We start from the raw sequence: 22,586 nt of genomic DNA, 5'->3' as shown, positions 1-22,586 counted from the left end.
TAGTTCTCACATAACCCCCAACATCGAAGTGACCATGGCCATCAGCGGCACGGTCAGGTCCGGGTCGACACGGAACATCTCTACAATCCCCTCACTGAGTTCCTTGAGCTTCTGGTGACGCGGGGCGTTCATCGCAACGGCAACTTTCGCCTCGCTCGTTTCCTTCTCAAGTCGAGCTAAGCGGGACATAAAGCTGTCTTCTGGAAGAAGGCGGTGGCGGTACTCCAGAGGCAGGACCGACATGATTGCCGGGGCCAGCTGGCGAATGTTGTTGGCGGCGTATTCGGTATCGCCATCAATCCAGCGGAATACCTTCTGCATCTGGCGGTGCGAGTCGGTCGGGATATCCAGACCGGTTCCGCCGGTTTCCCGCCACTCTTCTACAATCAGCGCTGCGACAAATTCACGGCTGCGGCAATCAGCAGCCCAGCCGCGAACAGCTGCGCGGATCCCATCGATGTTTAACGCCGTGGAATCAGGCTCCCGGCGATTCTGGTAAATCATCGCCGTTGGCGAAAATTTGTTACCTTGTTGATACGCAAGTGAATGCATTGCTTTCCCTTTCGTGGTTAGGGCCGCCGGTTAGGCGGCATGGTTCTCTGGGTGTGGAAACAGGTCGGGAAGATCAGGTCGAATTTCGTGTGCCTTAATCTCGCCACCAGTAGCGTTTACGATGGCTGTTACTTTTTCCGGAGATACGGAACCACCGTTAAGCCACTTGTGAACCGCTGGCTGGCTAACGCCGCAAATATCTGCAAGTCGCTTCTGGCTGCCAACGATTTCTAAAGCTCGTTGAATAACTTTGTTCATGGATTTTACCTATCCGATTACTGGATTAATGAAAAGATAACCCAAGTTATGGGTATTGTCCATAACCTTTGTTATTTTACTCTACATAACCTCGGTTATATATTGATAAGATGAAAACATTTGCAGAACGACTGAACGCGGCTATGTCGGCCGCTGACATATCTCAAGGACAGTTGGCTGATAAAGTCGGTATATCCCAGCCTGCAATTCAAAAGATGACGTCAGGTAAAACGAGCGGCAGCCGTAAGATGGTCGAGCTAGCTCATGCTCTGGGTGTAAGGCCGGAATGGCTTAGTTCTGGAGTGGGGGAAATGCGGATTGATGGTAATGTGCCATCGGCGGCCCAACCGGTCTCGGAAACAATTGATGTCTTTCGGGTTGATGTTTTAGACCTGAAAGTAAGCGCTGGTCCGGGGTCTTTTATGATTTCTGAATTTGTTGAGGTCCTGCATGCTATTGAGTTCACAACTGAGCATGCCAGATCTCTTTTCGGGAACCGCACTCAAAATGATGTGAAGGTGATGACCGTAGACGGTGACAGCATGTGCCCAACAATACAGTCAGGTGATCGTCTCTTCTTTGACGTTTCTGTTAGGAATTTCAAAGTTGACGGGGTGTACGCTTTTGTTTTCGGCCAACACTTCCATGTTAAACGCTTACAAATGCAAGGTTTGCAACTGGCTGTGCTATCTGACAATCCAGCTTACAAAGACTGGTATGTGACAGAAGAAAATCAGGACCAGCTGTACATCATGGGTAAGGCGCTGATCCATGAGTCCATTGCTTACAACAAGCTTTGACAGCTGGGGCTTCTGCAAGGTGTTCTGGTCGGCGCATAGCTGGTAAGCCAACTTTTCCCTGTGCTTTTTATGCAAATTAATCTAATGAATTTGAAAAGATTTTTACCTATTTTGTTGGTTCAGGAGAACATAAGTGAGCGATAAACAAGAAGTTGCCTTAGCACATATCAATGATGTACTGGAGTCCAAAAATTATATTGAAACTAATGCTGATGGGGTTGTAACCATCGGAACGGATAACAATGGCTACGAAGTTTTTAACTTCGTTTTTCTCAATAGCACCCCAGTCATCGGCCATATGAATGGCGAAATCGCAGTGGCAGGAATGCAACGCACTAAGGTTGCGTCCGTGACTTTAAGTAAACAGAAGGCCTTCGATTTCTATCAGTCCTTGAAAAGCATGTTCGAGGAATAAAAGCTGATGAATGCAGCTCAATCATCTTTGGATGAGGGAAAGCTAGTAATTGCTTACTCTGATAAGAATGGATCTACAGTAGGGCTGGAATTTTCTTCTGTAGCATCAAGCCAAGCAACGCTCTTGATGAAAGCTTGTTCTGTTGCTGCTTCAGATAAAGAAAAACGGATTGTCACATCGGTTGTGATGGATGATACTGAGATCATTCAAACAACAAGTGATGATGGAGGCGACGACATGGATAAGCGATTAGCAGTTCTTGAAGCTGAAGTTGCGCACATCAAGAGCAGCATGGCAGGAATTAAAGAGGATACCCGGAAAATATCTTCTGATTCTACTGACGCCAAAAGAGACACCGCTGTACTTTTACAGAAGAGCCTGGATTTTGATGCTTCACTATCTAAGAAACCATCGGTTGACTACTTTGAAGCTAAATTTTCCGCTTTGGAAACCAAGATAGCAGATGTAAAAGCATGGATGCTCGGTGTTCTCTTGGCCTCGCTTGCTATGCCAACTATATTTTTCCTATTAAACTTGTACCTTAAGAAAGGTCAGTAATTTAGCAAATCCGGCCACCGTGCCGGGTTTTTATTGCCCACCCATAAAGCTATCCGCCATTCTGCCGATAACTATTCAGCCTGAAGCTGATAACAATAACTATCGCAACACTACCTGCCCGCCCGTGCGGGCTTTTTTATTGCCCTTTCCGCACTATCTCCGCCGCATCCCTGTTCACTCCCTTCCCTGTCACGTTTCCTGTTTCCTTCCGGTACTGCTCCAGCTTGTCGATGATGTTTTGCTGGGTCATGGGTAATTCAGCCAGTGACAATTCCATCACCGCCCGCCCCATCGCCTGAATTTTCATGCTTATACGCTCTTCATCCAGAACCATGCACATCCCTCCTGCTGTTTTTTTAAGCATAGCACTCATGATTTACAAAAATAAATTCATTTAGTTATCATTAATTTATAACTTATGTGATTGATATTATAAATTAGGTTATTGCCATCACTCATAACTAAGGTTATCTTTAATCCATCGAAACGAAACATCGACAGCTGAGCGAAGTTAGCCAGCGGCGGACAGCAAGTCGCCTGCTCATTAAGAATTCAGTCAAGCAGCAAATCACCCGGAGCGCTCCTGGCAAATTGAAATGGCGCCCAATGGGATTGAGGCAGGTGTGTAACGCGTGGCGGGTATAGCACACGAAGAGGACTCCGCACCGGAATGGTTTGCTGCTCAGTTCCCGAACATCGGGGAAGCTTTACCAGCAGCTCTTTGCGAGGGGCTGACGGCAAATCTACTCCACTTATTTGAGGTGATGGTGATGGATATAAAAAACGATGAAGTAGCGATGTTTAAAAGCAACAATGGCGTAATTTTAGCAGCTGACGCAGCTTATGCTGCTGCTGAAGAAGCGGTTAAAGGGGCATCAGATGACCACTGGTATCGGCAGAATTTGATAAAGGCAGCACTGGAGACTGCCCTGGCATCAGTTATCGTTTTATAGCGATCCCAAAAGGCGTAGGTGCTTCTGCTTTGTACTTTTCCTTTGCTGCTTCACGACAGGCAGGAAGCAAATCAGCAATGCGCTCAATTAAAGCTTCTGGCGTGTTGGCGGATGGGTCTTTTACTGCAAGCGCCAGCGCTAAATCATATGCCACTGATTCCTCAGTTCTCTTTCCTGCAAATACATTCATGGACATAAAGAAATCCTTTTATTGACTGTGGAATATCCAGTCTACGGCATTCCTTTGACTGTGGAAAGTGAAGGAAATCACGCGCCGGGCGTGGCTAAACATCCCGGAACTCATTCAAGTTGAGGCTGCCAGGTAGGCGGCCTTTTTCATACCTGGAGTTATTTACGAGTGACTCAAGTTATGACAACCGGCGGCCATCCACCGCCCATTGAAACACTGAATAAATGCGTTGAAGTCTTGTATTAACCGTTCCGTTCGCCGCGATAAGGCCAAGAGGATTTATGAGCAACCCCATCACAGTAGGTTTTTCAGGCCTGACGAAGCGAATTTTCGCGGGTCGGTCAAAGCCAAGCAAATTGGCCCCCGGCGTTCGTGAATTCACAGGTGAGAAATTTGATGTCACAGACGAGGCGCTATTTGCAGTGGCCCATCTTCTCGCGGTTCGTGATGACATCCTTATATTCCCGACAGCTGATGGGAAAGAGATTCACCTGCGCGCCGACATCAAAGAAAAGCGGGAGGCATCATGACAGTCACCCACAACGGAAAGCAGTACACCGCCAAAAAGCTCAACGATAACGAGTGGCAACTGACGTCGGTATCGGCACCGCGTGACAAGCTGACGCTTAACCGCCAACAGATGAATATCGCTGGCCTCCTGAAACAGGTTGAGGTGAAGGCATGATCAATCATCACCTGCTGCGCGCAGCGCAGAGTAAAGCAGCCATTGCCCTGTTTATCGGTGATGGCGCCATGTGGATGGCAGCCTACGACGAAATGAAGGTCGCCATCGGTTATCCGTGGCATAGAAAAACAGCCTAACCCCCTATTCAACCGATCGGCCTGGCTTTTTGCGGGCGGGATCTGCACATCCAAATTTCAGGAGAAACCATGAGCGAAGTAACGGATTTAGTCGTCATTGAGAAACAGAACGCAATGGCGGTATTCACCACCAAAGAGCAGCTCGACCCTATTATTGAGGCGATCGAGAAAGAAGCTCGCAGCCTGGTACCGGATGTGTCGACCCGCAAAGGCCGCGACGCGATCGCATCCATGGCGCATAAGGTTGCCCGCTCCAAAACCTATATCGACAATGCCGGCAAGGATCTGGTTGCCGAGCTTAAAGCCCTGCCGAAGCAGATCGACGAAAGCCGCCGCATTGTGCGTGAGCGGCTGGACGCGCTGAAGGATGAAGTACGGCGCCCGCTCACAGAATGGGAAGCCGAGCAGGAACGCATTAAGGCTGAAGAAGCCATGAACGCGCTGCACGCCGAAGCGCTGGAAATGAACGAAGAGTTCAACCGCCAGCGTGCCGCGCAGATCGAGGCAGACCACGAAATGGCCTTGCTGATGAACAAGGATTTCGACCGTGACCGCGAAGAGCAGCGACGCCTGGCGGAACAGGCTCAACGTGAACGTGAAGAACGAATCAAGCAGGAAGCCGCTGACAAAGCCAAGCGCGAAGCCGAAGAGAGACATAAAGCTGAACTTGATGCTGCAGCGCGTCGCGAAGCTGAAGAGAAAGCTCGCGCTGATGCCGCTGAGCGTAAACGTAAAGAAGACGCTGACCGTGCAGAACGTGAGAAGCAGGACGCCATCGCAGAAGAAAAACGGAAAGCGCAGGAAGAAGCGGATCGCATCAAGCGTGAAGCTGAAGCGAAAGAAAAAGCCCGCCTGGCCGAAGAGCAGCGCAAAGCTGAAGAAGAAGCGCGCCGCGCCGCAGACAAAGAGCACCGCCGCACCGTCAACCGTCGCGTCATCGCCGACCTTATAGCTCAGGGCATCCCCGAAGAATTCGCGCAGAAAGCAATGCTGGCGCTCGCTGGCGGCAAAGTGCAGGACGCGCACATCAAATATTGAGGCAACCATGAACGCATACCTCACTTACGACCGCATCGAAGATCGGCGCTGGGCTGAACAGCAGCTCATCGACGAAAAAGAGAAGTGGATCGGCGACCGGGCGCGGGAAATCATCGACATGATGCCGAAAGAGCCGTCAGGCCTCTTCCACTTCTCAGTCCCAATTGACTCAAGCCCATACGAAGGACTTCGCAGCGATGACGCTGGCAAGGCCTTCAACGATTTCATTTCGGCAGTTGCTTACGCCCAGGCGGAATACGACTGGGAACACCGTACCGGCTGCCCGTTTTAATTTTTGAGGGATTTAACAATGAGTACTGCACTTTCCACCATGGCCGGGAAACTGGCCGCACGCCTCGGCATGGATGCCGGTACAGACCTGATGAATACGCTGAAGAATACAGCGTTCAAAGGTGGCAACGTCACGGACGAGCAATTCACAGCCCTGCTGATCGTAGCCAACCAGTATGGCCTGAACCCATGGACCAAAGAGATTTACGCATTCCCAGATAAAGGCGGGATTGTCCCAGTCGTCGGCGTTGATGGATGGGCTCGCATTATCAACGAACATCCTCAGTTTGACGGCATGGAGTTCTCTTACGACAAAGAGGAAGCCGCGTGCACCTGCAAGATTTACCGCAAAGACCGCAAGCACCCGACCATCGTCACCGAGTACATGGGAGAGTGTAAGCGCAACACTCAACCCTGGCAGTCCCATCCTACCCGCATGCTTCGCCACAAGACGCTTATCCAGTGCGCGCGCCTGGCCTTTGGTTTCGCTGGCATCTTCGACCAGGACGAGGCAGAGCGAGTGATTGAAGGAACAATGGCAGAGGTTCATGCGGGCCATGAATCAGATAGCCGTCGCCCGGATCTGATCGCAAAAGGTGAGTCCGCCGCGCGCCTTGGAACCGTTAAGTATCAGGAGTTCTGGGTTGCGCTGAGCGCTGAAGAGAAGCAGGTGATCGGCGCAGTTGAGAAGCGACGCATGTATGACATGAGTCTTGCTGTCGACAACGCCGAACCTGTCAATGTCGCAGATGCGGAGGCTGAATGATGGAGCAACGCACCCCTGAATGGTTTGCTGCTCGCTGCGGCAAGGTCACAGCCAGTCGCCTGGCTGATGTCATGGCCCGGACTAAGTCGGGCTACTCCACCAGCCGCCAGAACTACATGGCCGAACTGATTTGCCAACGGCTGACCGGGAAGCTGGAGGAAGGGTTTTCGAATGCCGCGATGATGCGCGGCACTGAACTTGAGCCAGTGGCACGCGAAATGTACGCGCTGAATGAGTTCGATGCGGAAATCACTGAAGTTGGACTCATCGATCACCCAACCATACCCGGATTCGCAGCCAGCCCGGACGGACTTGTTAACGACGACGGGCTTATCGAAATCAAATGCCCCAACACCTGGACCCATCTTGAAACACTGAAGACTGGCGAGCCAAAGCGCCAGTACATGCTGCAAATGCATGCGCAGATGATGTGCACCGGGCGGAAATGGTGTGATTTCGTTAGTTTCGATGATCGCCTGCCGCCTGACCTCGCCTATTTCAAGAAGCGCATTCATTTCGATGAAGAGCTGGCGCGCGAAATCGAGTCTGAGGTTAAGAGCTTCCTTGCAGATCTGGAATCTGAAATTCAGAAAATCACAGAGCGTGCAGCATGAAACGCACACCATTTTACCGCAGGCCCGGGCGAACCGGGCAATTCTCCGGCCTCCGTGAGCGCGTTATCTGGATGATTCAGACGCGCGGCCGCCCGGTCACCGGAAGCGAAATCGCTGAGAAGTTTGGCGTAACGCTCATCGAGTTTAACCGGGTCGCCAACGGCATTACCCGCGGCTCCGGACAGATAGCTCAGATCGTTGAGTCGGAAAAATGGATCAACGAGGACGGCATCTGCGACCGGAAATTCGACTTGGTCACGAAGCCAAAGGTCGTAACGCCGCAGGGCAAATCACGGCTGTTCACCCGGCGCGCCATTGAGCAATCGCAGGAAGGCAGACGGCAGGAGTGCATTGAACGTGCCGCCCGCCGTAGCCGCCTGATTGCTCAGGGCCTCTACATCGACGAAATGGAGTCAGTGCTATGAAAGCGTGGTCACTCGAAGAGCTTGCGCTGCTGTGGCGGCACTCAAACGCTGAAGTCGCAGAGATTACCGGCCGCAGCATTGAAGAGGTCGGAGATAAGCGGCTGCAAACCAATATTGAGCGTAATGGCTGGGATGTTAACGATCCGGAGCGGGAGGATGTATGACAGATTACACCGGCAGCAACACCCCAGCGGATCAGCGTGACCTATGGCGCACTCCACCAGCCTTCTTCGCTTCCCTTGATGCTGAGTTCTGCTTCCAGCTTGATGCCGCCGCTGCGTCGCATAACGCGCTGTGCCGGAAGTTCATCACCGCCGAGCAGAACACGCTGGAAACGCCGTGGGCTGATTACCTGAATGTGCCAGGCTACGTCTGGCTGAACCCGCCATACAGCGATATCACGCCGTTCGTTAAGAAGGCCGCTGCCGAGAGCGCCAATCAGATCGGGACTGTCATGCTGGTACCGGCAGACACTTCGGTTGGCTGGTTTAAGGAGGCTATCCAGACCGCCAGCGAGGTTCGCTTCATCACCGCCGGGCGGCTGGCATTTATCAACCCGGTCACCGGTAAGCCAGTCAGCGGAAATAATAAAGGCAGCATGCTCATTATCTGGCGACCGTACCCGCGTACACACTGCCACTTCGCAACTGTGGACCGGGACGAGCTGATGGCTTTCGGGGCGAAACTTCTCGCCCGCCGGGAGGCCGCATGACGCCAGAAACAGACAACGCCATCCGCGCAGCCTGCCGCCGCTGCACCGAAGAAATCCAGCAGGCCATGCGCAAGAAGCCAAAGCCTAACTGGAACGAAACGGTGCCTCCCATCATCAACAAGCATCACAAGAAAATTGAAGCTCTGGGAGTTAGTCTCCTGGAGTTCGTCGTCAAAACTGGCCGCCTTAACGGGCGGTTTGGAGTTGAATCGTGACCAAATACGCGAAACTGGATAGCGAAGTGTTAAGCGCTATCGGCGCTCAGCCTACCTCGTTTTCTGAACTATTTAGCCCTTCCGTCAGACAGGAGTGCCTCGTCATTGCTGAAGCAGAAGGAAAGCACCCGATGGACGTATTCCGCATCCTTGACCGCCGACTCCAGTCGCTCAGGAAGCTTGGTGTCATCCAGCACGTCAAAGGCAAGGGGTGGATACAGCCATGACATCCCAAATCACAAGGTCGCTAAAGCGGCCTTTTTTATTGCTGGCGTTCACCTTCAACCGAATTAACCGACAGTTCAGGGAGCATTGACCATGGCCGACATCATCGACACCGCAGCAGAGATTGAGGAGCTTCAGCGTAACGCTGCCCTTTCCGCTCACCGAGTAAACCGCAACGCCGTATCAGCTGAGCGTTGTGAAGAATGCGACGAACCAATTCCCGAGCCGCGGCGCGCTGCCGTTCCCGGCTGCCAGACATGCGCGGAGTGCCAGGGCTTGATCGAACTGAAGAATAAGCAGAGGGGGATGTGATGTGGCCTATATGCAAACACTGCGGCCGTATGTGCTGGAGTGAATGGTGTATTAAATGCGACAAGCGGGGGTGAAGTGATGGATTACAGCAAGCTAGGCGATTTTGAGATAAACAAACTGGTCGGCGATGTCGTTTTCAAAGGACTATGGTCATGCAGGCCGGGCACTGCGGGAAATAAAAGTGACTCATGGTATTACGGTAACGCGGATGCTTCGCTCAACCCGCTATCACCGCTTCCCGACTACTGCAACGATGCGTCTGCCGCATGGCCGATAATCACCGCAAATAAAATCAGCATTTACGCAATGAGCGACGCGGACAAAAGAGGCGGTTGGGGGGCCGAGGCTTTTCATCCCAACGATGCATATAGCTTTAACGATAACCCACTTCGTGCCGCAATGATTGTCTTCCTCATGATGCAGGAGTTAGCCAATGTTCAGGATAATCCAGCCTAATACCTGGTACGCCGATCCCCACGGCGCGCCCTGCAAGATAATCCGCGTTACCCACGAAGTCATCCACTACATCCGCAACGGTCGCACCTGCATCGCCAGCATGGGCCGCTTTAATCAGGATTTCGAGCCGCTGACCAAAGCACAGGCTGAGCGGATCGCCGAAGAAATAGAAACAGCAGAACACCTGAAGAAGCTGCGCGCCCAGCGCGCGGCATGAGGAGAGATTATGGGATTAGACATTACTGCGTACAGCAACATTAAGCGCCTGGACGCTCATCTGAATGATGATGGCGAGGCTGTCTATAACAGCAATGGAGAGGTGGTAGAAGCGTATTACTTTCACGTTTGGAAAAACCCAAGCTTCCCGGGTCGTGCGGATGAGCTGGTCGATGGGGCTGTTTATACATATGAAGACTGCACAGGTCACGGCGTAGGTTATGGCGGCTATTACTGGTGGCGTAACGAGCTTGCAGAAATTGCTGGCTACCCGGTTGGTGAATATGAGAGTGGACATGGAAAAGAAGCTAACCATTTTGGTGGTGTGCTCAACTCCGATAGCGGCCCATTCTATGAATTGATCAACTTCAGTGACTGCGAAGGATTTATTGGCACAGCTGTTGCGACGAAATTACTGGCTGATTTTAAAACCTTCCATGACAAGGCTGAAGAGATCGGCAGCCTCTTCTTCGAGCAATACAAGCACTGGCAGTCAGCCATGGAAATGGCCTCGAACAATGGCTGCATTAGCTTCCACTGACGCAACTGATAGCCAGTTATGAGCTGGCTATTGGGTGCGAAAGCGCCACCTCGTGATCCCTTTTGCCCGGCCCCGCGCCGGGTTCTTTTTTGCCTGGAGGAAATGCATGGTTGAGGCAAAAACACTGACAGCCAGACAGGCGGCCGAGCTACTAATCACCTCACCGAGAACTGTCTACCGTCTTATCGACTCGGGGCAGCTGGCCGGGAAGAAGATCGGGAACAAATACCGCACAACCGACGTTGCCTGTATTGCGTATTTACATGACCCGCGCGATCCTGTTTCCGCGAGCGCGGGTGAACATAAAGGAGAAATTTTATGTCAATCACCCTCAGAGGCGGCGTCTGGCACTGTCATTTCGTTACGCCGTCAGGGAAAAGAATTAGACGATCTCTTGGTACGGGGGACAAGAAACAAGCGCAGGAGTTGCACGACAAGCTGAAGGCAGAAGCGTGGCGGGTTGATAAAATTGGAGAGCTGCCGACGAGGACGTTTGAGGAATGTTGCATCAGGTGGATCCGCGAGAAGGAGCATAAGCGGTCACTCGATGACGATAAGACCAAAATCGAATATTTCCTGCGGCATTTCTCCGGCCGGGATATTTCAACCATCACGGCTGATCAGGTTCATGAGGCTGTTTCGAAGATGGTCAACCGTAAGCATATTCAGGTCTGGGAGTCGCGCAGGGACGCGGCTATACGCCGGGGGAAGGAACCGCCTCCGTATGTTGAGAAACCGGTAAGCCAGGCCACAAAGAGTCAGCACCTTTCGTTCATGCGATCTCTGTTCAAGGCTGCGGCTAATGACTGGGGCTGGATTAAAACGGCCCCGATTATAAAAACCAAAAAACCGATCAGCAAACGCATCCGATGGCTGACCAGGGACGAGGCAGAACGGCTTATTTCCTGCATGCCGGAGTCGATAAAGCCGGTGGTGATATTTGCACTGGCAACCGGCCTGCGCCGCTCCAACATCATTGATCTGGAGTGGCAGCAGGTCGATATGCAGAGAAAGGTTGCATGGGTAAATCCAGAGAACGCGAAGGCGGGCAAGGCTATCGGCGTGGCTCTGAATGATACCGCATGCAGGGTGTTAAGGGACCAGATCGGGAAAAGTTCCAGGTGGGTATTCGTTCACACGAAACCATCAACTCGCCCGGATAAAACCGTCACTCCGGCTGTCCGCAAAATGCGAGTGGATGACAATGTCGCCTGGCGCATTGGACTGGAAAGAGCTGGTATAGAGGACTTCCGTTTTCACGACCTTCGGCATACCTGGGCGAGCTGGTTAATTCAGTCCGGCGTGCCGCTGTCAGTTCTTCAGGAAATGGGAGGCTGGGAGTCAATCGAAATGGTCCGTCGTTATGCTCACCTGGCACCGAACCATTTAAGCGAACATGCACGGAAAATTGATGCCATTTTTGGCAACCATGACACAAATACGACACAAGGAGAAAATCAGGCTGGTTTGAAACTGGCGTAAGTGCCTGTTTTTAAATGGCACGCCCTGTAGGATTCGAACCTACGACCTACGGCTTAGAAGGCCGTTGCTCTATCCAACTGAGCTAAGGGCGCACGGAGAAGAGTGTACTTCGCGGTGGTGAAACGCCTGGAATTATACGGTCAATGCGTAGTGAGTCAATGCCTTTTCCGCCTTCTCTGGCGATAATGACTAGCTGATTGTAAATACGGCTGTTTTTTCAACATTTATCCCTCTTTTACGGGCTGCGAAAAGGCTTAGCCGCTTTTAAGTAACGCCTGCTGTTTTCCTGTTTACTTCACCTTCACACTGTCCAGCGGTAACCCGGCCGCCTGGAGGCTGGAAGTGAACAGGACGACGGAGTGACAGCGCCAGACCAGACAGGTTTTCCCTCGTGCGTGCAGCACATCTCACACGATATTACAGGCATTAAGCTTGAACCCATTGTCGCCCTCTCATCTTCGCGCACGGTGGGGGCCGAAGTGCTCAGCGTGCTGTCGCCGCATCAGCAAAACGAAAGCTTTTTCCAGGACTGGTCCGCCGCCCGGGCGCTTATGCTGCTGGAAGCACAGATCGCCGCGTTAAAAAACCCCTTCCCCTGTGACAACCTTTTCATAAATTTGCCGATAACCGTTCTGACCATACCGGAAATGTTCCAGCGTTTACTGCAACTTAACAGCCCACCGCTGAACATTGAACTCGTGGAGCCTGCCTCGTTCTTTACACTCTCAGACCCGGCGCGTCTGAGGGTGAGTTGTGCGCTTCAGCAGTTGACCGCGCGAGGACACCGGATCTGGCTGGATGATATTGATGAAGCGTCAGGACAAGCATTTTTATCCTGCCGCCTGCCATTAAGCGGAATAAAAATCGATAAGATCGCTTTCTGGCGTTTACGTGAAACGCAGGCGCTGACACAGCTGGTCACCCTTTGTTCAAAAATCGCTGCGAATGTGCTTATTGAAGGCATTGAAACAGAACGGGACCGTACTTGCGCGCTTCATGCTGGCGCGCGCTTCGGTCAGGGATATTATTGGCCATCCTGGAGATGGCAGGAGGACTGAACGGTCATCGCCAAGAGGGAAGCTATGCGAATGACAGTGCGCCGTTACCGGCGTCGTCGGACAGGAAGTGATTCACTGGGTTCTACGCACTCGCCTTTTGCTCTCCCATTTTTTGATCGTCTCGAATATTTGAGCCAGTCAATCAACCAGACCCGCAAAACCGATGCTCCCTTTATCATTCTGGTCACACAGGATAATTTTTTCCGTTCCGGTTTACTGAGCGGGCAGTCGCCCCTGAGCAATTGCTGCGACTATTCCACGCTGGAAGCCGCCCTCAGTGATTTAAATCACTGGCCTTCATCGCGTCTGGTAATAGACATTGAGAGCCGCGCCTCGCCGCTCATCGACCTGCTGGACCGATTACGCCGCCACAGCCTGTTCGCCCCCTACCTGACACCCTACCTGCTCGTCCGCGCCGATGATTATGATGCTCGCCTGTTTTGTAAAGCGGCTGGCCCTTTTCATGTGCTTGAACGCCAGCTAACGGCGCTGGCTATGCAACAAACCTTGCTGGAAGCACCGTCACCGGCCGGCAACCGCAAAGAGTGGTTTTCACGGGATGAATGGCCGATCTTACAGGCGCTGTCGCAGGGGAGCTCCTTGCGGCAGATCGCGCAGTTACAGAACCGCCCCTACAGCCGCATTATTTACCGTCTCAGCTGCATCCTGGCGAAACTTGGGCTGAATCATCGTCATGAGTTGCTACATCTTCTCAACAACCTCTCAGATTTCACGTATTAACGTATTCAGTAACTTCTTAATTCCTAAAGACCTTTAGGAAATTACTTAGGATGTATGTTAAATTTTTGTGTTTTTTAACAAAACTTTCGATTTTATAACTATTCCTAATTCCAGGTCTTAAACCATGCGAAATGCTGCCGGTACGCTCAACGAGAGTGATTTTATCCATGCGTTAAGGTTCTGGCGCTTCAGTTAACAGGATGATAATGGTGTAAAAACAAGCGATTCACCTGTAAAAGAATGCGATGAGAGGTGAAGAAAACAGCAGATAGTACTGTTCTGTTGTTGGGAACGGCAATTTGCCATGAGGCGTTTGAAACGGAGAGATGACGCACGAAATGGCGGATTTCAGGGATGGCAGGCAGGCGGGATACTGGTTGTCACAGCCCACTCGCTGTTAACATTCATTTAACATACAGTAAAATCGTTTATTTTTTGTTATTACATAAAGATGAAAGTGTGTGGTAAATGCAATATCAGGACATTTTTGCTAATTTTAAAAAGTTAGTGATTCAGATCCAGAACATAATAATCAGCAATATATGGATATTAATTTACAGGCTTTTCGGACAATACTTAAACGGTATAATAAGACGTGTTTGACACGCGAATAAGAAAAATCATTTTGCCATAACCAGCCTTATGAGATAACTGCGCTGAGGCATTGATATCACCACTACGTAAACAAGGATGCTTTCGCTCTTCCCAGGGACATTTACCGTACAAGGATCTGCGCAATTATCCTTCCGGCTTTTCGAGAGTTTTAACAAAACTCAGCATAACGCTTTTAACAATCTGAGGCATAAAAAATGAAACCGGCATCCGTTATCATTATGGACGAACACCCTATCGTCAGAATGTCGATAGAAGTCCTGCTACAGAAAAATAAAAACATCCAGGTCAAACTGAAGTCAGGCGACAGCCACGAGGTGCTTGACTGTATACGCAACCACCCCATTGACCTGGTCATTCTCGATATTGAAATGACGGGCACGGATGGGTTCGTATTACTGAAAAGAATCAGGAACTTAAATAAAGACATCAAGGTTCTTTTCCTCTCTTCGAAATCTGAAGCCTTCTACGCAGGACGCGCCATCCGCGCCGGGGCAAATGGTTTTGTCAGTAAGCGAAAAGATCTGGGGGAAATTTATAACGCGGTGGAAATGATCCTGACGGGCTATTCCTTCTTCCCCTCAGAAACATTGAGTTTTATAAACCATCTGGGCTCGCGGACGGGCGCCGCTGTGGATATGCCGTTATCGAATCGTGAAGTGACGGTTCTGCGATATCTGGCGAACGGATTATCTAATAAGGAGATTGCGGATCAATTATTACTTAGCAACAAAACAATTAGCGCTCATAAGTCTAATATCTTTTCCAAGCTGGGCGTGCAAAGTATCGTTGAATTAATTGATTACGCGAAAGCGCACGAATTACTATAATCCTACCCTCTCCCTGCAACATATAACCGTTACAGGGAGAGTGGATACGATTAATTATAATTAATCATGAAAGTTGCATCGGCGTCAGCCCGTCCCGGCTGCGGGTTATCCGCCGTGGCGATATAATTGGCATAAAACGACAGTTCGGCATTTCCCTGCGCATCTACCGCCACCGTCTGGCTGGCCTGCTGCAACGCGAGGCGCGTTTTATCCCGGTCGAGGATCTCCACGGCCACGTTGCTGGCCGCGCTGGCATCATTCAGCGCCAGCAGGCTGTTATCATGCCCGTCCATCTTCCCCGTAAATGTGACCGAAGCCGCCCCCGGCGGACATCCGGTCAGCTTCAGGGTGAACGGTACAGGCTGCGTCCGGCTCCCCGTTGTGCGAAGCTGTTTCGTGGGCCAGGTGCCGAGCGTGACGGTTTTATTGCTGTCGTCCCCCTCCGCCACGCAGGTAAAATCCACGATATTGCCGTAGAGCTGAATGTTAATTTCCCCAAGCGCCGTCTCTGCGTGTGCAGGGGAGCAAAGCGCAAAGAGAGCGACGGCTAAATACCGCATTCCGTTTCGCATACCTGCTCCTTAGTCGTAGTCGACGCGTAAATAGCCGCGAGAGGTAAAACGCCCCTCGGCAGGTTTTTTACCGGTTACGCTGACGGGCCACGCGCGGATCCCCACCTGCGCCTGAGCGCTGTCGTCCAGACGGAACGGGATTTTGCTGGTCAGGTTGTTGGGCGTCAGCGGCACGCCATTACTGTTGGCAATCACAAAACCCACATCCGCGTTATCGGAAACCAGCGTACTGCCTGAAACCTTCTCCGCTTCAACACGCATCGTGAGCATGGCGTTCGCCTCGACGTTGGTGCATTTGATGCCGATGGTTTTGCTTTGCGCTGAGATCCCCTCCGGCTTATTCCCGATGCCTGCTTTACTGAACAGGGAGGCGCCGATGTCTCCGAAATCGAACTCCACCACATTCCCGGCATTAATTTCACAGCTCTGAGGTACCTGAATAGTCCCGCTGTAGCTGATGGTATAAACCGGCGTGGTGAGCGGATCCGAGGAGGTCGTGGTGACGTAAACCCGGAACATGGTCGCCCGGGGGATCACCACCATATTGATAAAGCGTCGGGTCACTTTAAGCCGGAAGACGAGGCTGGAATCCTGTACGCCAAACGGTTTGTTTTTAGACACATTCGGGTGGCTCCCCATCTGAATGTAGCTTTTGGGCGGATAAAACGTGCCAGCGTAGCTGTCGGTGATTTTCATCGCCCCGTCCAGATAGTCGTTTAGCTTCAGATACTGGTAGCCATCGCTGGTGCCCGTAACAGGGAAATCGGTAACATAGCTGCGCTTGGTGGTGTTCCCGGACGTTCCCTTAGGGCAGACGGCGTTGACGCCCACCCACTGGGACTTCTCGCTGAGCGTGACAATCTGCCCCACCTGGTTATTGGAGCTGTTAAATTTATCCGTCAGGTCGTAATACACCTCCGTCGGCACGCCATTTTCATTGACGCAGACCGTGGCGAAGGCCTCAGATAGCGGAAAAAACGCCAGCAGGGATAGCCCCAGATAATGGATTTTATTCACAGCGGATCCCCTTAAGTGTGATCGCCTGTTGCAGGCTTTGTTCTGGCAGGCTGTAGGGCGCACGACACTGGGACTGTTTCCCGTCTCCCCACTGAATCAGCAGTTCTCCGCTCAGCGGCAGCCCGCTCAGGTAAATCTGACCGTCATCTCCCACCATGCTGGTTACGCCGCTCTGCGTCTCACGCACCACCGCCCCAAACGGTACAGGCTGGTTATCACGCTTCACGGTGAGCAGCGCACGCACGCCGATGCGGGTGTCAAAACTGGCGCGCACCAGCGCACCGTTCGTCGGCACGACGCTGGAAACGTTATTTTCAATGTCGGTGTTGTTGCTCATAGTGTTGGTGTCGAGCGCCACGCGGTTGTAACGGTACACCGTGGCGTACGGCATCACCGCATAGCCACGCCAGTCTGTTTTGACGCCGGTCTGGTTTTCGACGCTCACGCCTGACGCGCCCGGCGCTTTGATCAAGACGTTGGTATCGCCCAGCGGCTGACTGAATGTGATGCCGTCTGAATGCCCTACCACGCCGCCGGAGAGCTGCCAGTTGAGGTCGTGCTGATCCCGGGCGTAGTTGTAGCCCACGCCCAGCGTGCCGTACGTCGCCTGCCAGTTAGCGCTGGCGCTGCCGCTGGCACCGTTATTGCTGGTGTGACCCTGCGTGACGCTGTAGTTCAGGTTACGATCCTGGAGCAGCGTTCCGCTGATCCCGGTCTGCCAACTGGTATCACCATCGCTGTTACGGCTGGCAGAGGCTGTGGCATAGGCCCGGTCGATCGCGTTATCGCGACGGTAGCCGTGACGGGTGAACAGGCTGAACGGGACGGAGACGTTGAACGAGGCGATCCGGTCGGTTCCGTCAATGCCGACGGCCTTGTTCCACGACCAGGATAAGGCGTAGCTGACCCCTTTCACCCCGCCCGCGTAGCCAAGCTGATACCAGACGTTGGATTCGCTGGTGCCCCAGTAACTCTGCTGGCTGCCCGACACGTACACCGAGCCGTAATCGCCGAGAGACTGGGAGATATTGAGCTGGAAACGCCCTTTTTTATTCAGCGTCAGGTTGTGATAGCTCTGCACGTCCGGCACGCCGTCATCGTCCTGATCGTCGCCATACTGGTAGCCTTCCATTGTGCGCCAGGCCACATCGTCGAGGGTGTAGAAGCCTTTGGTCGAGTAGCGATAGCCCAGCAGCTGGAAGTTGGTGCCGAATCCGTTAAGGGATTTTGCGTACAGGAACCGCAGGGACTGCCCTTCATGGCGGCTGTCATCGGCAAGCTGGCTGCGGGCATGGGTGAGATCAAGTGAAACCGCCCCCCAGTCACCGAGGTTTTTACCCGCGCCAATGGCGATGGCGGCATAGCGCGAGGCCAGCTGCGTTCCGCCGTACAGCGTGTAGCCGTCGGCAAGACCCGCAATCATCGTACCCTGAGTAAAGAACGGCGTGTCCTGCTCGCTGTTGCCGCTGCGATAGTCCCCTGCCACCAGATCGTATTTCCAGCGTCCTTCACGCTGGAGCAGCGGAACGGTGGAATACGGGACGGTGTAGCGCTGCTGGCTGCCGTCCTTCTCTTCCACCGTCACCTCCAGGTCACCGCTTGAGGAGGTCGGGTTAAGATCAGTTATCGCAAAAGCCCCCGGCTGCACATAGCTCTGGTAAATCACGTATCCGTTCTGGCGGATCACCACTTTGGCAGGGGTGCGGGCGATTCCGCGCACGGTAGGCGCGTAACCTTGCAGGCTGTCCGGGTACATACTGTCGGACGAATAGAGGCGACCACCGCGAAAACCAACGCTGTCGAAGACATCGTTACCGGTGTTGCTGTCGCCAAGCACCAGCTCGCTTTTCAGCGGGATGATCGTACGCTGCGCCCAGGTACCAATATTTTGCCAGCTGCTGTGCCGCTGGCCGTTGCTTTCGGTATAACGCCACGCGCCGTTATTGCGTAATCGCCAGGCGCCATAGTTCAACCCGCTTTGCAGGTTCAGATAGTAGCTGTCGTCGTCGCTGCCCCGGTTGCCGGTAAAGCTGTAGTTCAGCAGCGCGGCGGGGATGCCTTCATCCCACTGTTCAGGTGGAATATACCCGCGGGCGCTGTTTTGCATCGCCACCTGAGGCAGGCTGACGTTCAGGCGCAACGAGGCGAAGTTGAACGCCGTTTCGCTGCCCGGAATAGCCGTGGTGAGCGGAACGCAGGTATCGCCCTGCACGTTGCTCAGTTCCGGGAAGGCGGCGATATTGACCCCAAAGCGATCGAGCATCGCGCGCGTAATGCACGGCGACAAACCGCCCGCGACCGGCGGCGTGTTGTCAGCTTGCTCAAACCGCACGTCCTGCGTGCCGATAAACTCATCGTTACGCCAGATATCGACGCGATAGACGCCCGGTGCCTGCTGGTGGCCTTTTTCAAAACGCGACAAATCCGCCACGTTCGCCGTGTCATCGGAGAGAAACGCCGGGTTAAAGTAGCTTTCGCCCCAGCCAGCGAGTGGCCAGAGCGTTGCCATCAGTGCCAGCGCAACCGGGCAGTAACGCCATTGAGTGTTCATCGCCCTGTCTCTGCTCACAGGCTGACGCTACGCGCCGGCGTAATGGCGCCATAGTCATTCACACTCTGCCAGGAGAGCGTGCCGCTCGCAGCGGCAGGCAGCACCTGCTGCGCCGAGCTTTTAGGGGCAACCATCAGGTTATCCAGCGTCTGACCGCCGAGCTTCAGATTGACCAGCGTGACGTAATACGGCGAGGCATTGCTCACCTTAAGATGGTTGCCGACGCGCTCAAAGCGCAGCTGTGAGAGCGCCTCTTCCGGCGGCATCGCCAGGTTAGCCGGGCGAACAAACAGCTTGATACGTGACAGAATAGCCAGTTGCAGGACGTTGTTGCCGTCCTGATGTTTTTTGCTGACGGAGGGAATCGCTTTGACGTTCATGTAAAAGAGTGATTCGCGATCGGCAGGCAGCGCCGGGCCTGCGTAGATAATGCGCAGGGTGTTTTCGCTGGCCGGCTCGCTGACAAACAGCGGCGGCGTGACGGCAAAGGTTTTTTCCTTTTGCCCGTTGGCATTTTCTATCCACGCGTTAATTAAATAGCGCTCTTGTTTATTGCTGTTGGTGATCGCCAGCGACGTTTGTTTGGCATCGGCCGGATAAATAACGCGCGTCGCGCCCAGCGCAATTCCGCCGGACGCATTCGCGCTGGCAGAAACCATCATCAAAATAAAAGCTAAAAACAGTCCAGGTTTAATCAGGGTGTTCATCACAACCGTACCTTTAATAATTAGTTCGCAGGCGTCAGGGATAAATCAACGTAAACCAGACATTCGACTGAATAGTGCCTGGTACAAGGTGTTCGGAAATTGCCCGGTAGCGGGCGCTGAAATGAAATACCAGCTCGCGGGTGTCAATGGGTAACCAGCTCACCGCCGTCGCGTTCGGGATGATCTGACGTTGCTGTTCGTCAAAAAGCGCCAGCCCGACACCGCTGCTGACCGCATTTTCCCCCGGCCGCGATGTCGCCAGGAAAACCTGCGGATCTTCTGCCGGTGTCACTCCCTGGAACTGGATCCCCACGGTGCGGGAGACGTCCACGCTGCAATCCAGCAGACGTACGGTGAAAGGCACATTAACCGTGGAAAAGCTGCCGACGCCGGAAAAGGCGTTTGTGCGGTATTGCCCCATATCCACGCGCATATTCTGGCTGTCCGGGGCCACGGCGCAGCCGCCGTTCACCAGCTCTCCCCTGAGGTGTACTTTGCCGCCGTCTATGACCACGGTATGTGCGTTTACCGCTGAGGCAATCGCAAGGGCACACAGCAGTATCCCAGTCCTTGTCATCCTTCGCTCCCGGTATAGGCGATCAAAAGACCTCTTCCCTGAGGCCAGCCACATCCCTGTACTCAGGCATTACTCGTATTTCATTACGAATGTTGCGTCCGCGTTTGCCTGGCCTGGCTCGGTGGTCGCCGCCGTGGCTTTATAGCGCGCGGTGAAGTTCAGGGTGTTAGTCCCTTCAATCAGGTTCTGCGCCGCAGAGAAGGTGGCGCCGTCCGGGGTCAGCGTGGAGGATTTGCTGTCGAGGATCTCAATACCCACGCCCTTCGCGGAGTTGTCGTTGTTACCGGAGCTTACCGCCAGCAGCGTTTTGTCGGTGGCGTCGATCTGGCCAGTAAACGCGACAGCAGCGGTTTTCGCTACCGCAGGATCGCAGTCGTTCAGTTCGATGGTGAACGGAATATTGGAGGTGGTGTCACCCACTTTAGTGAATTTCGCGGTACGGTACTGGCCAAGATTAACCGTCTGCTCTGAAGAGTCAGTATTCACTGAACACGCGGCATTCACTAATTCACCTTTAAAATGCACCGTACCACCGTTTACAGATACAGGCGCTACCGGATCTTCTGCGTGAGCGGCACCCGCGACCAGGGCCAGAGTTGCAATAACAGTAGAAGCAATGTTGCTGAGTTTCATGTCTATTCCTTTAAAATGTAAATAACCCTTCCCGCGCATATTCGGGAATAAGAAATACGATCAATTAAAAAATTGAAGGCTTATTTCGGAGAGGACAAAGTAGCTCAGGAATTTATTTTGTAATATGTCAAAACGCTGCCATTTTGCCAGGTCACATCCTAATCACCTCTAAGAAATTGACCATGCCCTGAGAAGGGATTTTGCGGGACATCGATGAAATCTCGTAAAGGGTGACTGACAGCGGCGCTCGCTTCTGACAAAATACAGGCAATCCCTCCTTTCTAACGTTACAGACGGAATCTTCTCTCTGATGGCAGCAAAGATTATTGACGGTAAAACGATTGCGCAGCAGGTGCGCTCTGAGGTTGCGGAAAAAGTGAAGGCGCGTAAAGCCGCCGGATTTCGCGCCCCCGGGCTGGCCGTTGTGCTGGTTGGCAGCAACCCAGCTTCGCAAATTTATGTCGGCAGCAAACGCAAAGCGTGTGAAGAGGTGGGGTTCGTCTCCCGCTCTTACGATCTGCCGGAAACCACCAGCGAAGCGGAACTGCTGGAACTGATCGACACTCTGAATGCCGATAAAGAGATCGACGGCATCCTGGTTCAGCTGCCGCTGCCTGCGGGCATTGACAACGTGAAGGTGCTGGAGCGCATCGCGCCGGACAAAGACGTTGACGGTTTCCATCCGTATAACGTAGGCCGACTGTGCCAGCGCGCGCCGCGCCTGCGTCCGTGCACCCCGCGCGGCATCGTGACGCTGCTGGAGCGTTATAACATCGATACCTATGGCCTCAACGCCGTGGTGATTGGTGCCTCCAACATCGTGGGCCGCCCGATGAGCATGGAGCTGCTGCTGGCGGGCTGTACCACCACCGTTACCCACCGCTTCACTAAAAACCTGCGTCACCACGTCGAAAATGCCGATCTGCTGATCGTTGCGGTCGGCAAGCCGGGCTTTATTCCAGGCGAGTGGATCAAAGAGGGCGCAATCGTCGTGGACGTGGGTATTAACCGTCTGGAAAACGGCAAAGTGGTCGGCGACGTGGTGTATGAAGATGCCGCAGCGCGCGCATCCTATATCACTCCGGTCCCGGGCGGCGTAGGCCCGATGACGGTAGCAACACTGATTCAGAATACCTTGCAGGCGTGCGAGGAGTATCACGACGTAGAGGACGCGTAATCATGGCAACTTTTTCTTTAGGTAAACACCCGCACGTTGAACTGTGCGATCTGCTGAAGCTGGAAGGCTGGAGCGAAAGCGGCGCGCAGGCGAAGATCGTCATCGCCGACGGGCAGGTAAAAGTAGACGGCGCGGTGGAAACCCGCAAGCGCTGCAAAATTGTCGCGGGTCAGACCGTGAGCTTTGCAGGACAGAGCGTGACCGTGACGGCCTGAGCTGTCTGATGGCCGGTGGCGCTGCGCTTACCGGGCCTACGTACTGTCTCCGTTT

The 22,586-nt window shown here is 53.2% G+C and carries 37 protein-coding genes and 1 tRNA gene; 26 read left to right on the top strand and 12 right to left on the bottom strand.

Annotated features, from left to right (window positions below):
• Positions 1-6 precede the first annotated feature (6 nt).
• Together L379_RS17050 and L379_RS0123895 are read right to left on the bottom strand one after the other, a co-directional pair.
• Entirely contained in the window at positions 7-552 is a 546-nt protein-coding gene (locus L379_RS17050) for a toxin YdaT domain-containing protein (RefSeq protein WP_032652787.1), read from the bottom strand.
• Positions 553-582: 30 nt separating this feature from the next.
• Positions 583-810, bottom strand: coding sequence for a transcriptional regulator (locus L379_RS0123895; RefSeq protein WP_016042179.1), 228 nt, complete (start codon positions 808-810; stop codon positions 583-585).
• A 110-nt stretch (positions 811-920) separates the two neighbouring features.
• Between L379_RS0123895 and L379_RS0123890 the strand changes: the two genes are divergently transcribed.
• From L379_RS0123890 to L379_RS0123885, 3 genes are all read left to right on the top strand, one after another.
• The gene (locus L379_RS0123890) at positions 921-1,610 is read left to right on the top strand and encodes an XRE family transcriptional regulator (RefSeq protein ID WP_016042178.1); all 690 of its coding nucleotides are present in this window, start codon (positions 921-923) and stop codon (positions 1,608-1,610) included.
• Between the two features lie 133 nt (positions 1,611-1,743).
• Positions 1,744-2,025 carry a hypothetical protein gene (locus tag L379_RS17055; RefSeq protein WP_025760149.1) on the top strand — a complete coding sequence of 94 codons (282 nt, stop codon included), beginning with the start codon at positions 1,744-1,746 and terminating at the stop codon, positions 2,023-2,025.
• Between the two features lie 6 nt (positions 2,026-2,031).
• A complete protein-coding gene (locus tag L379_RS0123885; protein WP_096159806.1) occupies positions 2,032-2,583 on the top strand; it encodes a hypothetical protein in 552 nt (183 codons plus the stop codon).
• A gap of 136 nt (positions 2,584-2,719) precedes the next feature.
• Here the strand turns inward: L379_RS0123885 and L379_RS17060 are convergent, their stop codons facing one another.
• Positions 2,720-2,917, bottom strand: coding sequence for a hypothetical protein (locus tag L379_RS17060; RefSeq protein WP_032652785.1), 198 nt, complete (start codon positions 2,915-2,917; stop codon positions 2,720-2,722).
• A 298-nt stretch (positions 2,918-3,215) separates the two neighbouring features.
• Between L379_RS17060 and L379_RS0123880 the strand changes: the two genes are divergently transcribed.
• Positions 3,216-3,536, top strand: coding sequence for a hypothetical protein (locus L379_RS0123880; protein WP_032652783.1), 321 nt, complete (start codon positions 3,216-3,218; stop codon positions 3,534-3,536).
• Here L379_RS0123880 and L379_RS17065 read toward each other — a convergent pair.
• Positions 3,523-3,732 (bottom strand): hypothetical protein, encoded by a 210-nt coding sequence (locus L379_RS17065; RefSeq protein ID WP_023303584.1) that lies wholly within the window; start codon positions 3,730-3,732, stop codon positions 3,523-3,525. The two genes, L379_RS0123880 and L379_RS17065, sit on opposite strands and share 14 nt — an antisense overlap.
• Positions 3,733-4,007: 275 nt before the next feature.
• Between L379_RS17065 and L379_RS17070 the strand changes: the two genes are divergently transcribed.
• The 11 genes from L379_RS17070 (at position 4,008) to L379_RS17115 (ending at position 8,609) form a co-directional block, all read left to right on the top strand.
• A complete protein-coding gene (locus L379_RS17070) occupies positions 4,008-4,256 on the top strand; it encodes a DUF7446 family protein (protein WP_022651079.1) in 249 nt (82 codons plus the stop codon).
• A complete protein-coding gene (locus L379_RS26060) occupies positions 4,253-4,411 on the top strand; it encodes a hypothetical protein (protein WP_032652782.1) in 159 nt (52 codons plus the stop codon). The genes L379_RS17070 and L379_RS26060 overlap by 4 nt, the downstream gene beginning before the upstream one ends.
• Positions 4,408-4,548, top strand: coding sequence for a host cell division inhibitory peptide Kil (locus L379_RS17080; RefSeq protein WP_023327239.1), 141 nt, complete (start codon positions 4,408-4,410; stop codon positions 4,546-4,548). Before L379_RS26060 ends, L379_RS17080 begins: the two co-directional genes overlap by 4 nt.
• Before the next feature lie 69 nt (positions 4,549-4,617).
• Positions 4,618-5,586: a hypothetical protein gene (locus tag L379_RS17085; protein ID WP_032652781.1), complete on the top strand. Its 969-nt coding sequence runs from the start codon at positions 4,618-4,620 to the stop codon at positions 5,584-5,586.
• Between the two features lie 7 nt (positions 5,587-5,593).
• Positions 5,594-5,878 carry a host nuclease inhibitor GamL gene (gene gamL, locus L379_RS17090; protein WP_032652779.1) on the top strand — a complete coding sequence of 95 codons (285 nt, stop codon included), beginning with the start codon at positions 5,594-5,596 and terminating at the stop codon, positions 5,876-5,878.
• Positions 5,879-5,896: 18 nt separating this feature from the next.
• A complete protein-coding gene (bet, locus tag L379_RS17095) occupies positions 5,897-6,643 on the top strand; it encodes a phage recombination protein Bet (protein ID WP_032652778.1) in 747 nt (248 codons plus the stop codon).
• Entirely contained in the window at positions 6,640-7,257 is a 618-nt protein-coding gene (locus L379_RS17100; protein WP_032652776.1) for a lambda exonuclease family protein, read from the top strand. The genes bet and L379_RS17100 overlap by 4 nt, the downstream gene beginning before the upstream one ends.
• A complete protein-coding gene (locus L379_RS17105; RefSeq protein WP_032652774.1) occupies positions 7,254-7,682 on the top strand; it encodes a hypothetical protein in 429 nt (142 codons plus the stop codon). Before L379_RS17100 ends, L379_RS17105 begins: the two co-directional genes overlap by 4 nt.
• Positions 7,679-7,846, top strand: a complete 168-nt coding sequence (locus tag L379_RS26055) for a hypothetical protein (RefSeq protein ID WP_163358440.1) — start codon at positions 7,679-7,681, stop codon at positions 7,844-7,846. The genes L379_RS17105 and L379_RS26055 overlap by 4 nt, the downstream gene beginning before the upstream one ends.
• The gene (locus L379_RS17110; protein WP_032652772.1) at positions 7,843-8,394 is read left to right on the top strand and encodes a phage N-6-adenine-methyltransferase; all 552 of its coding nucleotides are present in this window, start codon (positions 7,843-7,845) and stop codon (positions 8,392-8,394) included. The genes L379_RS26055 and L379_RS17110 overlap by 4 nt, the downstream gene beginning before the upstream one ends.
• A complete protein-coding gene (locus L379_RS17115) occupies positions 8,391-8,609 on the top strand; it encodes a hypothetical protein (RefSeq protein WP_032652770.1) in 219 nt (72 codons plus the stop codon). Before L379_RS17110 ends, L379_RS17115 begins: the two co-directional genes overlap by 4 nt.
• Positions 8,610-8,677: 68 nt before the next feature.
• On the opposite strand, the gene L379_RS25790 is transcribed toward L379_RS17115, so the two are convergent.
• Entirely contained in the window at positions 8,678-8,839 is a 162-nt protein-coding gene (locus L379_RS25790; protein ID WP_155858404.1) for a hypothetical protein, read from the bottom strand.
• An 88-nt stretch (positions 8,840-8,927) separates the two neighbouring features.
• Between L379_RS25790 and L379_RS17125 the strand changes: the two genes are divergently transcribed.
• The 6 genes from L379_RS17125 to L379_RS26190 all read left to right on the top strand — a co-directional run bounded on the left by L379_RS17125 (position 8,928) and on the right by L379_RS26190 (position 11,841).
• Positions 8,928-9,146, top strand: a complete 219-nt coding sequence (locus tag L379_RS17125) for a TraR/DksA family transcriptional regulator (protein WP_032652769.1) — start codon at positions 8,928-8,930, stop codon at positions 9,144-9,146.
• A gap of 78 nt (positions 9,147-9,224) precedes the next feature.
• The gene (locus tag L379_RS17130; protein ID WP_032652767.1) at positions 9,225-9,602 is read left to right on the top strand and encodes a phage protein NinX family protein; all 378 of its coding nucleotides are present in this window, start codon (positions 9,225-9,227) and stop codon (positions 9,600-9,602) included.
• A complete protein-coding gene (locus L379_RS17135) occupies positions 9,580-9,819 on the top strand; it encodes a DUF4222 domain-containing protein (RefSeq protein ID WP_032652766.1) in 240 nt (79 codons plus the stop codon). Before L379_RS17130 ends, L379_RS17135 begins: the two co-directional genes overlap by 23 nt.
• A 9-nt stretch (positions 9,820-9,828) precedes the next feature.
• Entirely contained in the window at positions 9,829-10,359 is a 531-nt protein-coding gene (locus L379_RS17140) for a hypothetical protein (RefSeq protein WP_032652764.1), read from the top strand.
• 106 nt (positions 10,360-10,465) lie between these two features.
• The gene (locus L379_RS24855; RefSeq protein WP_071882737.1) at positions 10,466-10,801 is read left to right on the top strand and encodes a helix-turn-helix domain-containing protein; all 336 of its coding nucleotides are present in this window, start codon (positions 10,466-10,468) and stop codon (positions 10,799-10,801) included.
• Entirely contained in the window at positions 10,684-11,841 is a 1,158-nt protein-coding gene (locus tag L379_RS26190) for a tyrosine-type recombinase/integrase (protein WP_228100622.1), read from the top strand. The genes L379_RS24855 and L379_RS26190 overlap by 118 nt, the downstream gene beginning before the upstream one ends.
• 15 nt (positions 11,842-11,856) lie before the next feature.
• Here L379_RS26190 and L379_RS17150 read toward each other — a convergent pair.
• Positions 11,857-11,933 (bottom strand) — tRNA-Arg (locus L379_RS17150).
• Between the two features lie 303 nt (positions 11,934-12,236).
• Between L379_RS17150 and L379_RS17155 the strand changes: the two genes are divergently transcribed.
• The 3 genes from L379_RS17155 to fimZ all read left to right on the top strand — a co-directional run bounded on the left by L379_RS17155 (position 12,237) and on the right by fimZ (position 15,082).
• The gene (locus tag L379_RS17155; RefSeq protein ID WP_017383241.1) at positions 12,237-12,899 is read left to right on the top strand and encodes an EAL domain-containing protein; all 663 of its coding nucleotides are present in this window, start codon (positions 12,237-12,239) and stop codon (positions 12,897-12,899) included.
• Positions 12,900-12,923: 24 nt separating this feature from the next.
• Positions 12,924-13,640, top strand: coding sequence for a helix-turn-helix transcriptional regulator (locus tag L379_RS17160; RefSeq protein WP_017383240.1), 717 nt, complete (start codon positions 12,924-12,926; stop codon positions 13,638-13,640).
• A gap of 809 nt (positions 13,641-14,449) precedes the next feature.
• Positions 14,450-15,082 (top strand): fimbria biosynthesis transcriptional regulator FimZ, encoded by a 633-nt coding sequence (gene fimZ / locus L379_RS17165; protein WP_003858901.1) that lies wholly within the window; start codon positions 14,450-14,452, stop codon positions 15,080-15,082.
• Positions 15,083-15,132: 50 nt separating this feature from the next.
• Here fimZ and sfmF read toward each other — a convergent pair whose 3' ends face one another.
• The 6 genes from sfmF to fimA all read right to left on the bottom strand — a co-directional run bounded on the left by sfmF (position 15,133) and on the right by fimA (position 21,139).
• Positions 15,133-15,654 carry a fimbria assembly protein gene (gene sfmF / locus L379_RS17170; protein ID WP_023296055.1) on the bottom strand — a complete coding sequence of 174 codons (522 nt, stop codon included), beginning with the start codon at positions 15,652-15,654 and terminating at the stop codon, positions 15,133-15,135.
• A gap of 9 nt (positions 15,655-15,663) precedes the next feature.
• On the bottom strand, positions 15,664-16,671 hold the full coding sequence (gene fimH / locus L379_RS17175) for a type 1 fimbria D-mannose specific adhesin FimH (protein WP_023296054.1): 1,008 nt from the start codon (positions 16,669-16,671) through the stop codon (positions 15,664-15,666).
• A complete protein-coding gene (locus tag L379_RS17180) occupies positions 16,664-19,222 on the bottom strand; it encodes a fimbrial biogenesis usher protein (RefSeq protein WP_032652759.1) in 2,559 nt (852 codons plus the stop codon). Before L379_RS17180 ends, fimH begins: the two co-directional genes overlap by 8 nt.
• A 14-nt stretch (positions 19,223-19,236) precedes the next feature.
• A complete protein-coding gene (gene fimC / locus L379_RS17185; protein ID WP_015571222.1) occupies positions 19,237-19,929 on the bottom strand; it encodes a type 1 fimbria chaperone FimC in 693 nt (230 codons plus the stop codon).
• A gap of 34 nt (positions 19,930-19,963) precedes the next feature.
• Complete coding sequence (fimI, locus tag L379_RS17190) at positions 19,964-20,506, bottom strand: type 1 fimbrial protein subunit FimI (RefSeq protein ID WP_017383235.1); 543 nt, start codon at positions 20,504-20,506, stop codon at positions 19,964-19,966.
• Between the two features lie 69 nt (positions 20,507-20,575).
• Positions 20,576-21,139, bottom strand: coding sequence for a type 1 fimbrial major subunit FimA (fimA, locus tag L379_RS17195; protein WP_003858911.1), 564 nt, complete (start codon positions 21,137-21,139; stop codon positions 20,576-20,578).
• 310 nt (positions 21,140-21,449) lie between these two features.
• On the opposite strand from fimA, the gene folD reads away from it, so the two are divergent.
• Together folD and ybcJ are read left to right on the top strand one after the other, a co-directional pair.
• Positions 21,450-22,316, top strand: a complete 867-nt coding sequence (gene folD / locus L379_RS17200) for a bifunctional methylenetetrahydrofolate dehydrogenase/methenyltetrahydrofolate cyclohydrolase FolD (RefSeq protein ID WP_006809817.1) — start codon at positions 21,450-21,452, stop codon at positions 22,314-22,316.
• A gap of 2 nt (positions 22,317-22,318) precedes the next feature.
• Positions 22,319-22,531, top strand: coding sequence for a ribosome-associated protein YbcJ (ybcJ, locus tag L379_RS17205; RefSeq protein ID WP_017694378.1), 213 nt, complete (start codon positions 22,319-22,321; stop codon positions 22,529-22,531).
• Positions 22,532-22,586 lie beyond the last annotated feature (55 nt).

The organism is Enterobacter sp. MGH 33, assembly GCF_000534535.1.
Taxonomy (GTDB): Bacteria; Pseudomonadota; Gammaproteobacteria; order Enterobacterales; family Enterobacteriaceae; genus Enterobacter; species Enterobacter hormaechei_C.
Note: the sequence above shows the minus strand (reverse complement) of the source record. Positions and strands in the feature narration are given on the sequence as shown.

What these genes read in the sequence shown, in the direction of transcription:
- L379_RS17050 (WP_032652787.1), bottom strand. Translation starts at nt 552, where the DNA reads ATGCATTCACTTGCGTATCAACAAGGTAACAAATTTTCGCCAACGGCG.
- L379_RS0123895 (WP_016042179.1), bottom strand. Translation starts at nt 810, where the DNA reads ATGAACAAAGTTATTCAACGAGCTTTAGAAATCGTTGGCAGCCAGAAG.
- L379_RS0123890 (WP_016042178.1), top strand. Translation starts at nt 921, where the DNA reads ATGAAAACATTTGCAGAACGACTGAACGCGGCTATGTCGGCCGCTGAC.
- L379_RS0123885 (WP_096159806.1), top strand. Translation starts at nt 2,032, where the DNA reads ATGAATGCAGCTCAATCATCTTTGGATGAGGGAAAGCTAGTAATTGCT.
- L379_RS17060 (WP_032652785.1), bottom strand. Translation starts at nt 2,917, where the DNA reads ATGGTTCTGGATGAAGAGCGTATAAGCATGAAAATTCAGGCGATGGGG.
- L379_RS17065 (WP_023303584.1), bottom strand. Translation starts at nt 3,732, where the DNA reads ATGTCCATGAATGTATTTGCAGGAAAGAGAACTGAGGAATCAGTGGCA.
- L379_RS17070 (WP_022651079.1), top strand. Translation starts at nt 4,008, where the DNA reads ATGAGCAACCCCATCACAGTAGGTTTTTCAGGCCTGACGAAGCGAATT.
- L379_RS26060 (WP_032652782.1), top strand. Translation starts at nt 4,253, where the DNA reads ATGACAGTCACCCACAACGGAAAGCAGTACACCGCCAAAAAGCTCAAC.
- L379_RS17080 (WP_023327239.1), top strand. Translation starts at nt 4,408, where the DNA reads ATGATCAATCATCACCTGCTGCGCGCAGCGCAGAGTAAAGCAGCCATT.
- L379_RS17085 (WP_032652781.1), top strand. Translation starts at nt 4,618, where the DNA reads ATGAGCGAAGTAACGGATTTAGTCGTCATTGAGAAACAGAACGCAATG.
- gamL (WP_032652779.1), top strand. Translation starts at nt 5,594, where the DNA reads ATGAACGCATACCTCACTTACGACCGCATCGAAGATCGGCGCTGGGCT.
- bet (WP_032652778.1), top strand. Translation starts at nt 5,897, where the DNA reads ATGAGTACTGCACTTTCCACCATGGCCGGGAAACTGGCCGCACGCCTC.
- L379_RS17100 (WP_032652776.1), top strand. Translation starts at nt 6,640, where the DNA reads ATGATGGAGCAACGCACCCCTGAATGGTTTGCTGCTCGCTGCGGCAAG.
- L379_RS17105 (WP_032652774.1), top strand. Translation starts at nt 7,254, where the DNA reads ATGAAACGCACACCATTTTACCGCAGGCCCGGGCGAACCGGGCAATTC.
- L379_RS26055 (WP_163358440.1), top strand. Translation starts at nt 7,679, where the DNA reads ATGAAAGCGTGGTCACTCGAAGAGCTTGCGCTGCTGTGGCGGCACTCA.
- L379_RS17110 (WP_032652772.1), top strand. Translation starts at nt 7,843, where the DNA reads ATGACAGATTACACCGGCAGCAACACCCCAGCGGATCAGCGTGACCTA.
- L379_RS17115 (WP_032652770.1), top strand. Translation starts at nt 8,391, where the DNA reads ATGACGCCAGAAACAGACAACGCCATCCGCGCAGCCTGCCGCCGCTGC.
- L379_RS25790 (WP_155858404.1), bottom strand. Translation starts at nt 8,839, where the DNA reads ATGTCATGGCTGTATCCACCCCTTGCCTTTGACGTGCTGGATGACACC.
- L379_RS17125 (WP_032652769.1), top strand. Translation starts at nt 8,928, where the DNA reads ATGGCCGACATCATCGACACCGCAGCAGAGATTGAGGAGCTTCAGCGT.
- L379_RS17130 (WP_032652767.1), top strand. Translation starts at nt 9,225, where the DNA reads ATGGATTACAGCAAGCTAGGCGATTTTGAGATAAACAAACTGGTCGGC.
- L379_RS17135 (WP_032652766.1), top strand. Translation starts at nt 9,580, where the DNA reads ATGTTCAGGATAATCCAGCCTAATACCTGGTACGCCGATCCCCACGGC.
- L379_RS17140 (WP_032652764.1), top strand. Translation starts at nt 9,829, where the DNA reads ATGGGATTAGACATTACTGCGTACAGCAACATTAAGCGCCTGGACGCT.
- L379_RS24855 (WP_071882737.1), top strand. Translation starts at nt 10,466, where the DNA reads ATGGTTGAGGCAAAAACACTGACAGCCAGACAGGCGGCCGAGCTACTA.
- L379_RS17160 (WP_017383240.1), top strand. Translation starts at nt 12,924, where the DNA reads ATGCGAATGACAGTGCGCCGTTACCGGCGTCGTCGGACAGGAAGTGAT.
- fimZ (WP_003858901.1), top strand. Translation starts at nt 14,450, where the DNA reads ATGAAACCGGCATCCGTTATCATTATGGACGAACACCCTATCGTCAGA.
- sfmF (WP_023296055.1), bottom strand. Translation starts at nt 15,654, where the DNA reads ATGCGAAACGGAATGCGGTATTTAGCCGTCGCTCTCTTTGCGCTTTGC.
- L379_RS17180 (WP_032652759.1), bottom strand. Translation starts at nt 19,222, where the DNA reads ATGAACACTCAATGGCGTTACTGCCCGGTTGCGCTGGCACTGATGGCA.
- fimC (WP_015571222.1), bottom strand. Translation starts at nt 19,929, where the DNA reads ATGAACACCCTGATTAAACCTGGACTGTTTTTAGCTTTTATTTTGATG.
- fimI (WP_017383235.1), bottom strand. Translation starts at nt 20,506, where the DNA reads ATGACAAGGACTGGGATACTGCTGTGTGCCCTTGCGATTGCCTCAGCG.
- fimA (WP_003858911.1), bottom strand. Translation starts at nt 21,139, where the DNA reads ATGAAACTCAGCAACATTGCTTCTACTGTTATTGCAACTCTGGCCCTG.
- folD (WP_006809817.1), top strand. Translation starts at nt 21,450, where the DNA reads ATGGCAGCAAAGATTATTGACGGTAAAACGATTGCGCAGCAGGTGCGC.
- ybcJ (WP_017694378.1), top strand. Translation starts at nt 22,319, where the DNA reads ATGGCAACTTTTTCTTTAGGTAAACACCCGCACGTTGAACTGTGCGAT.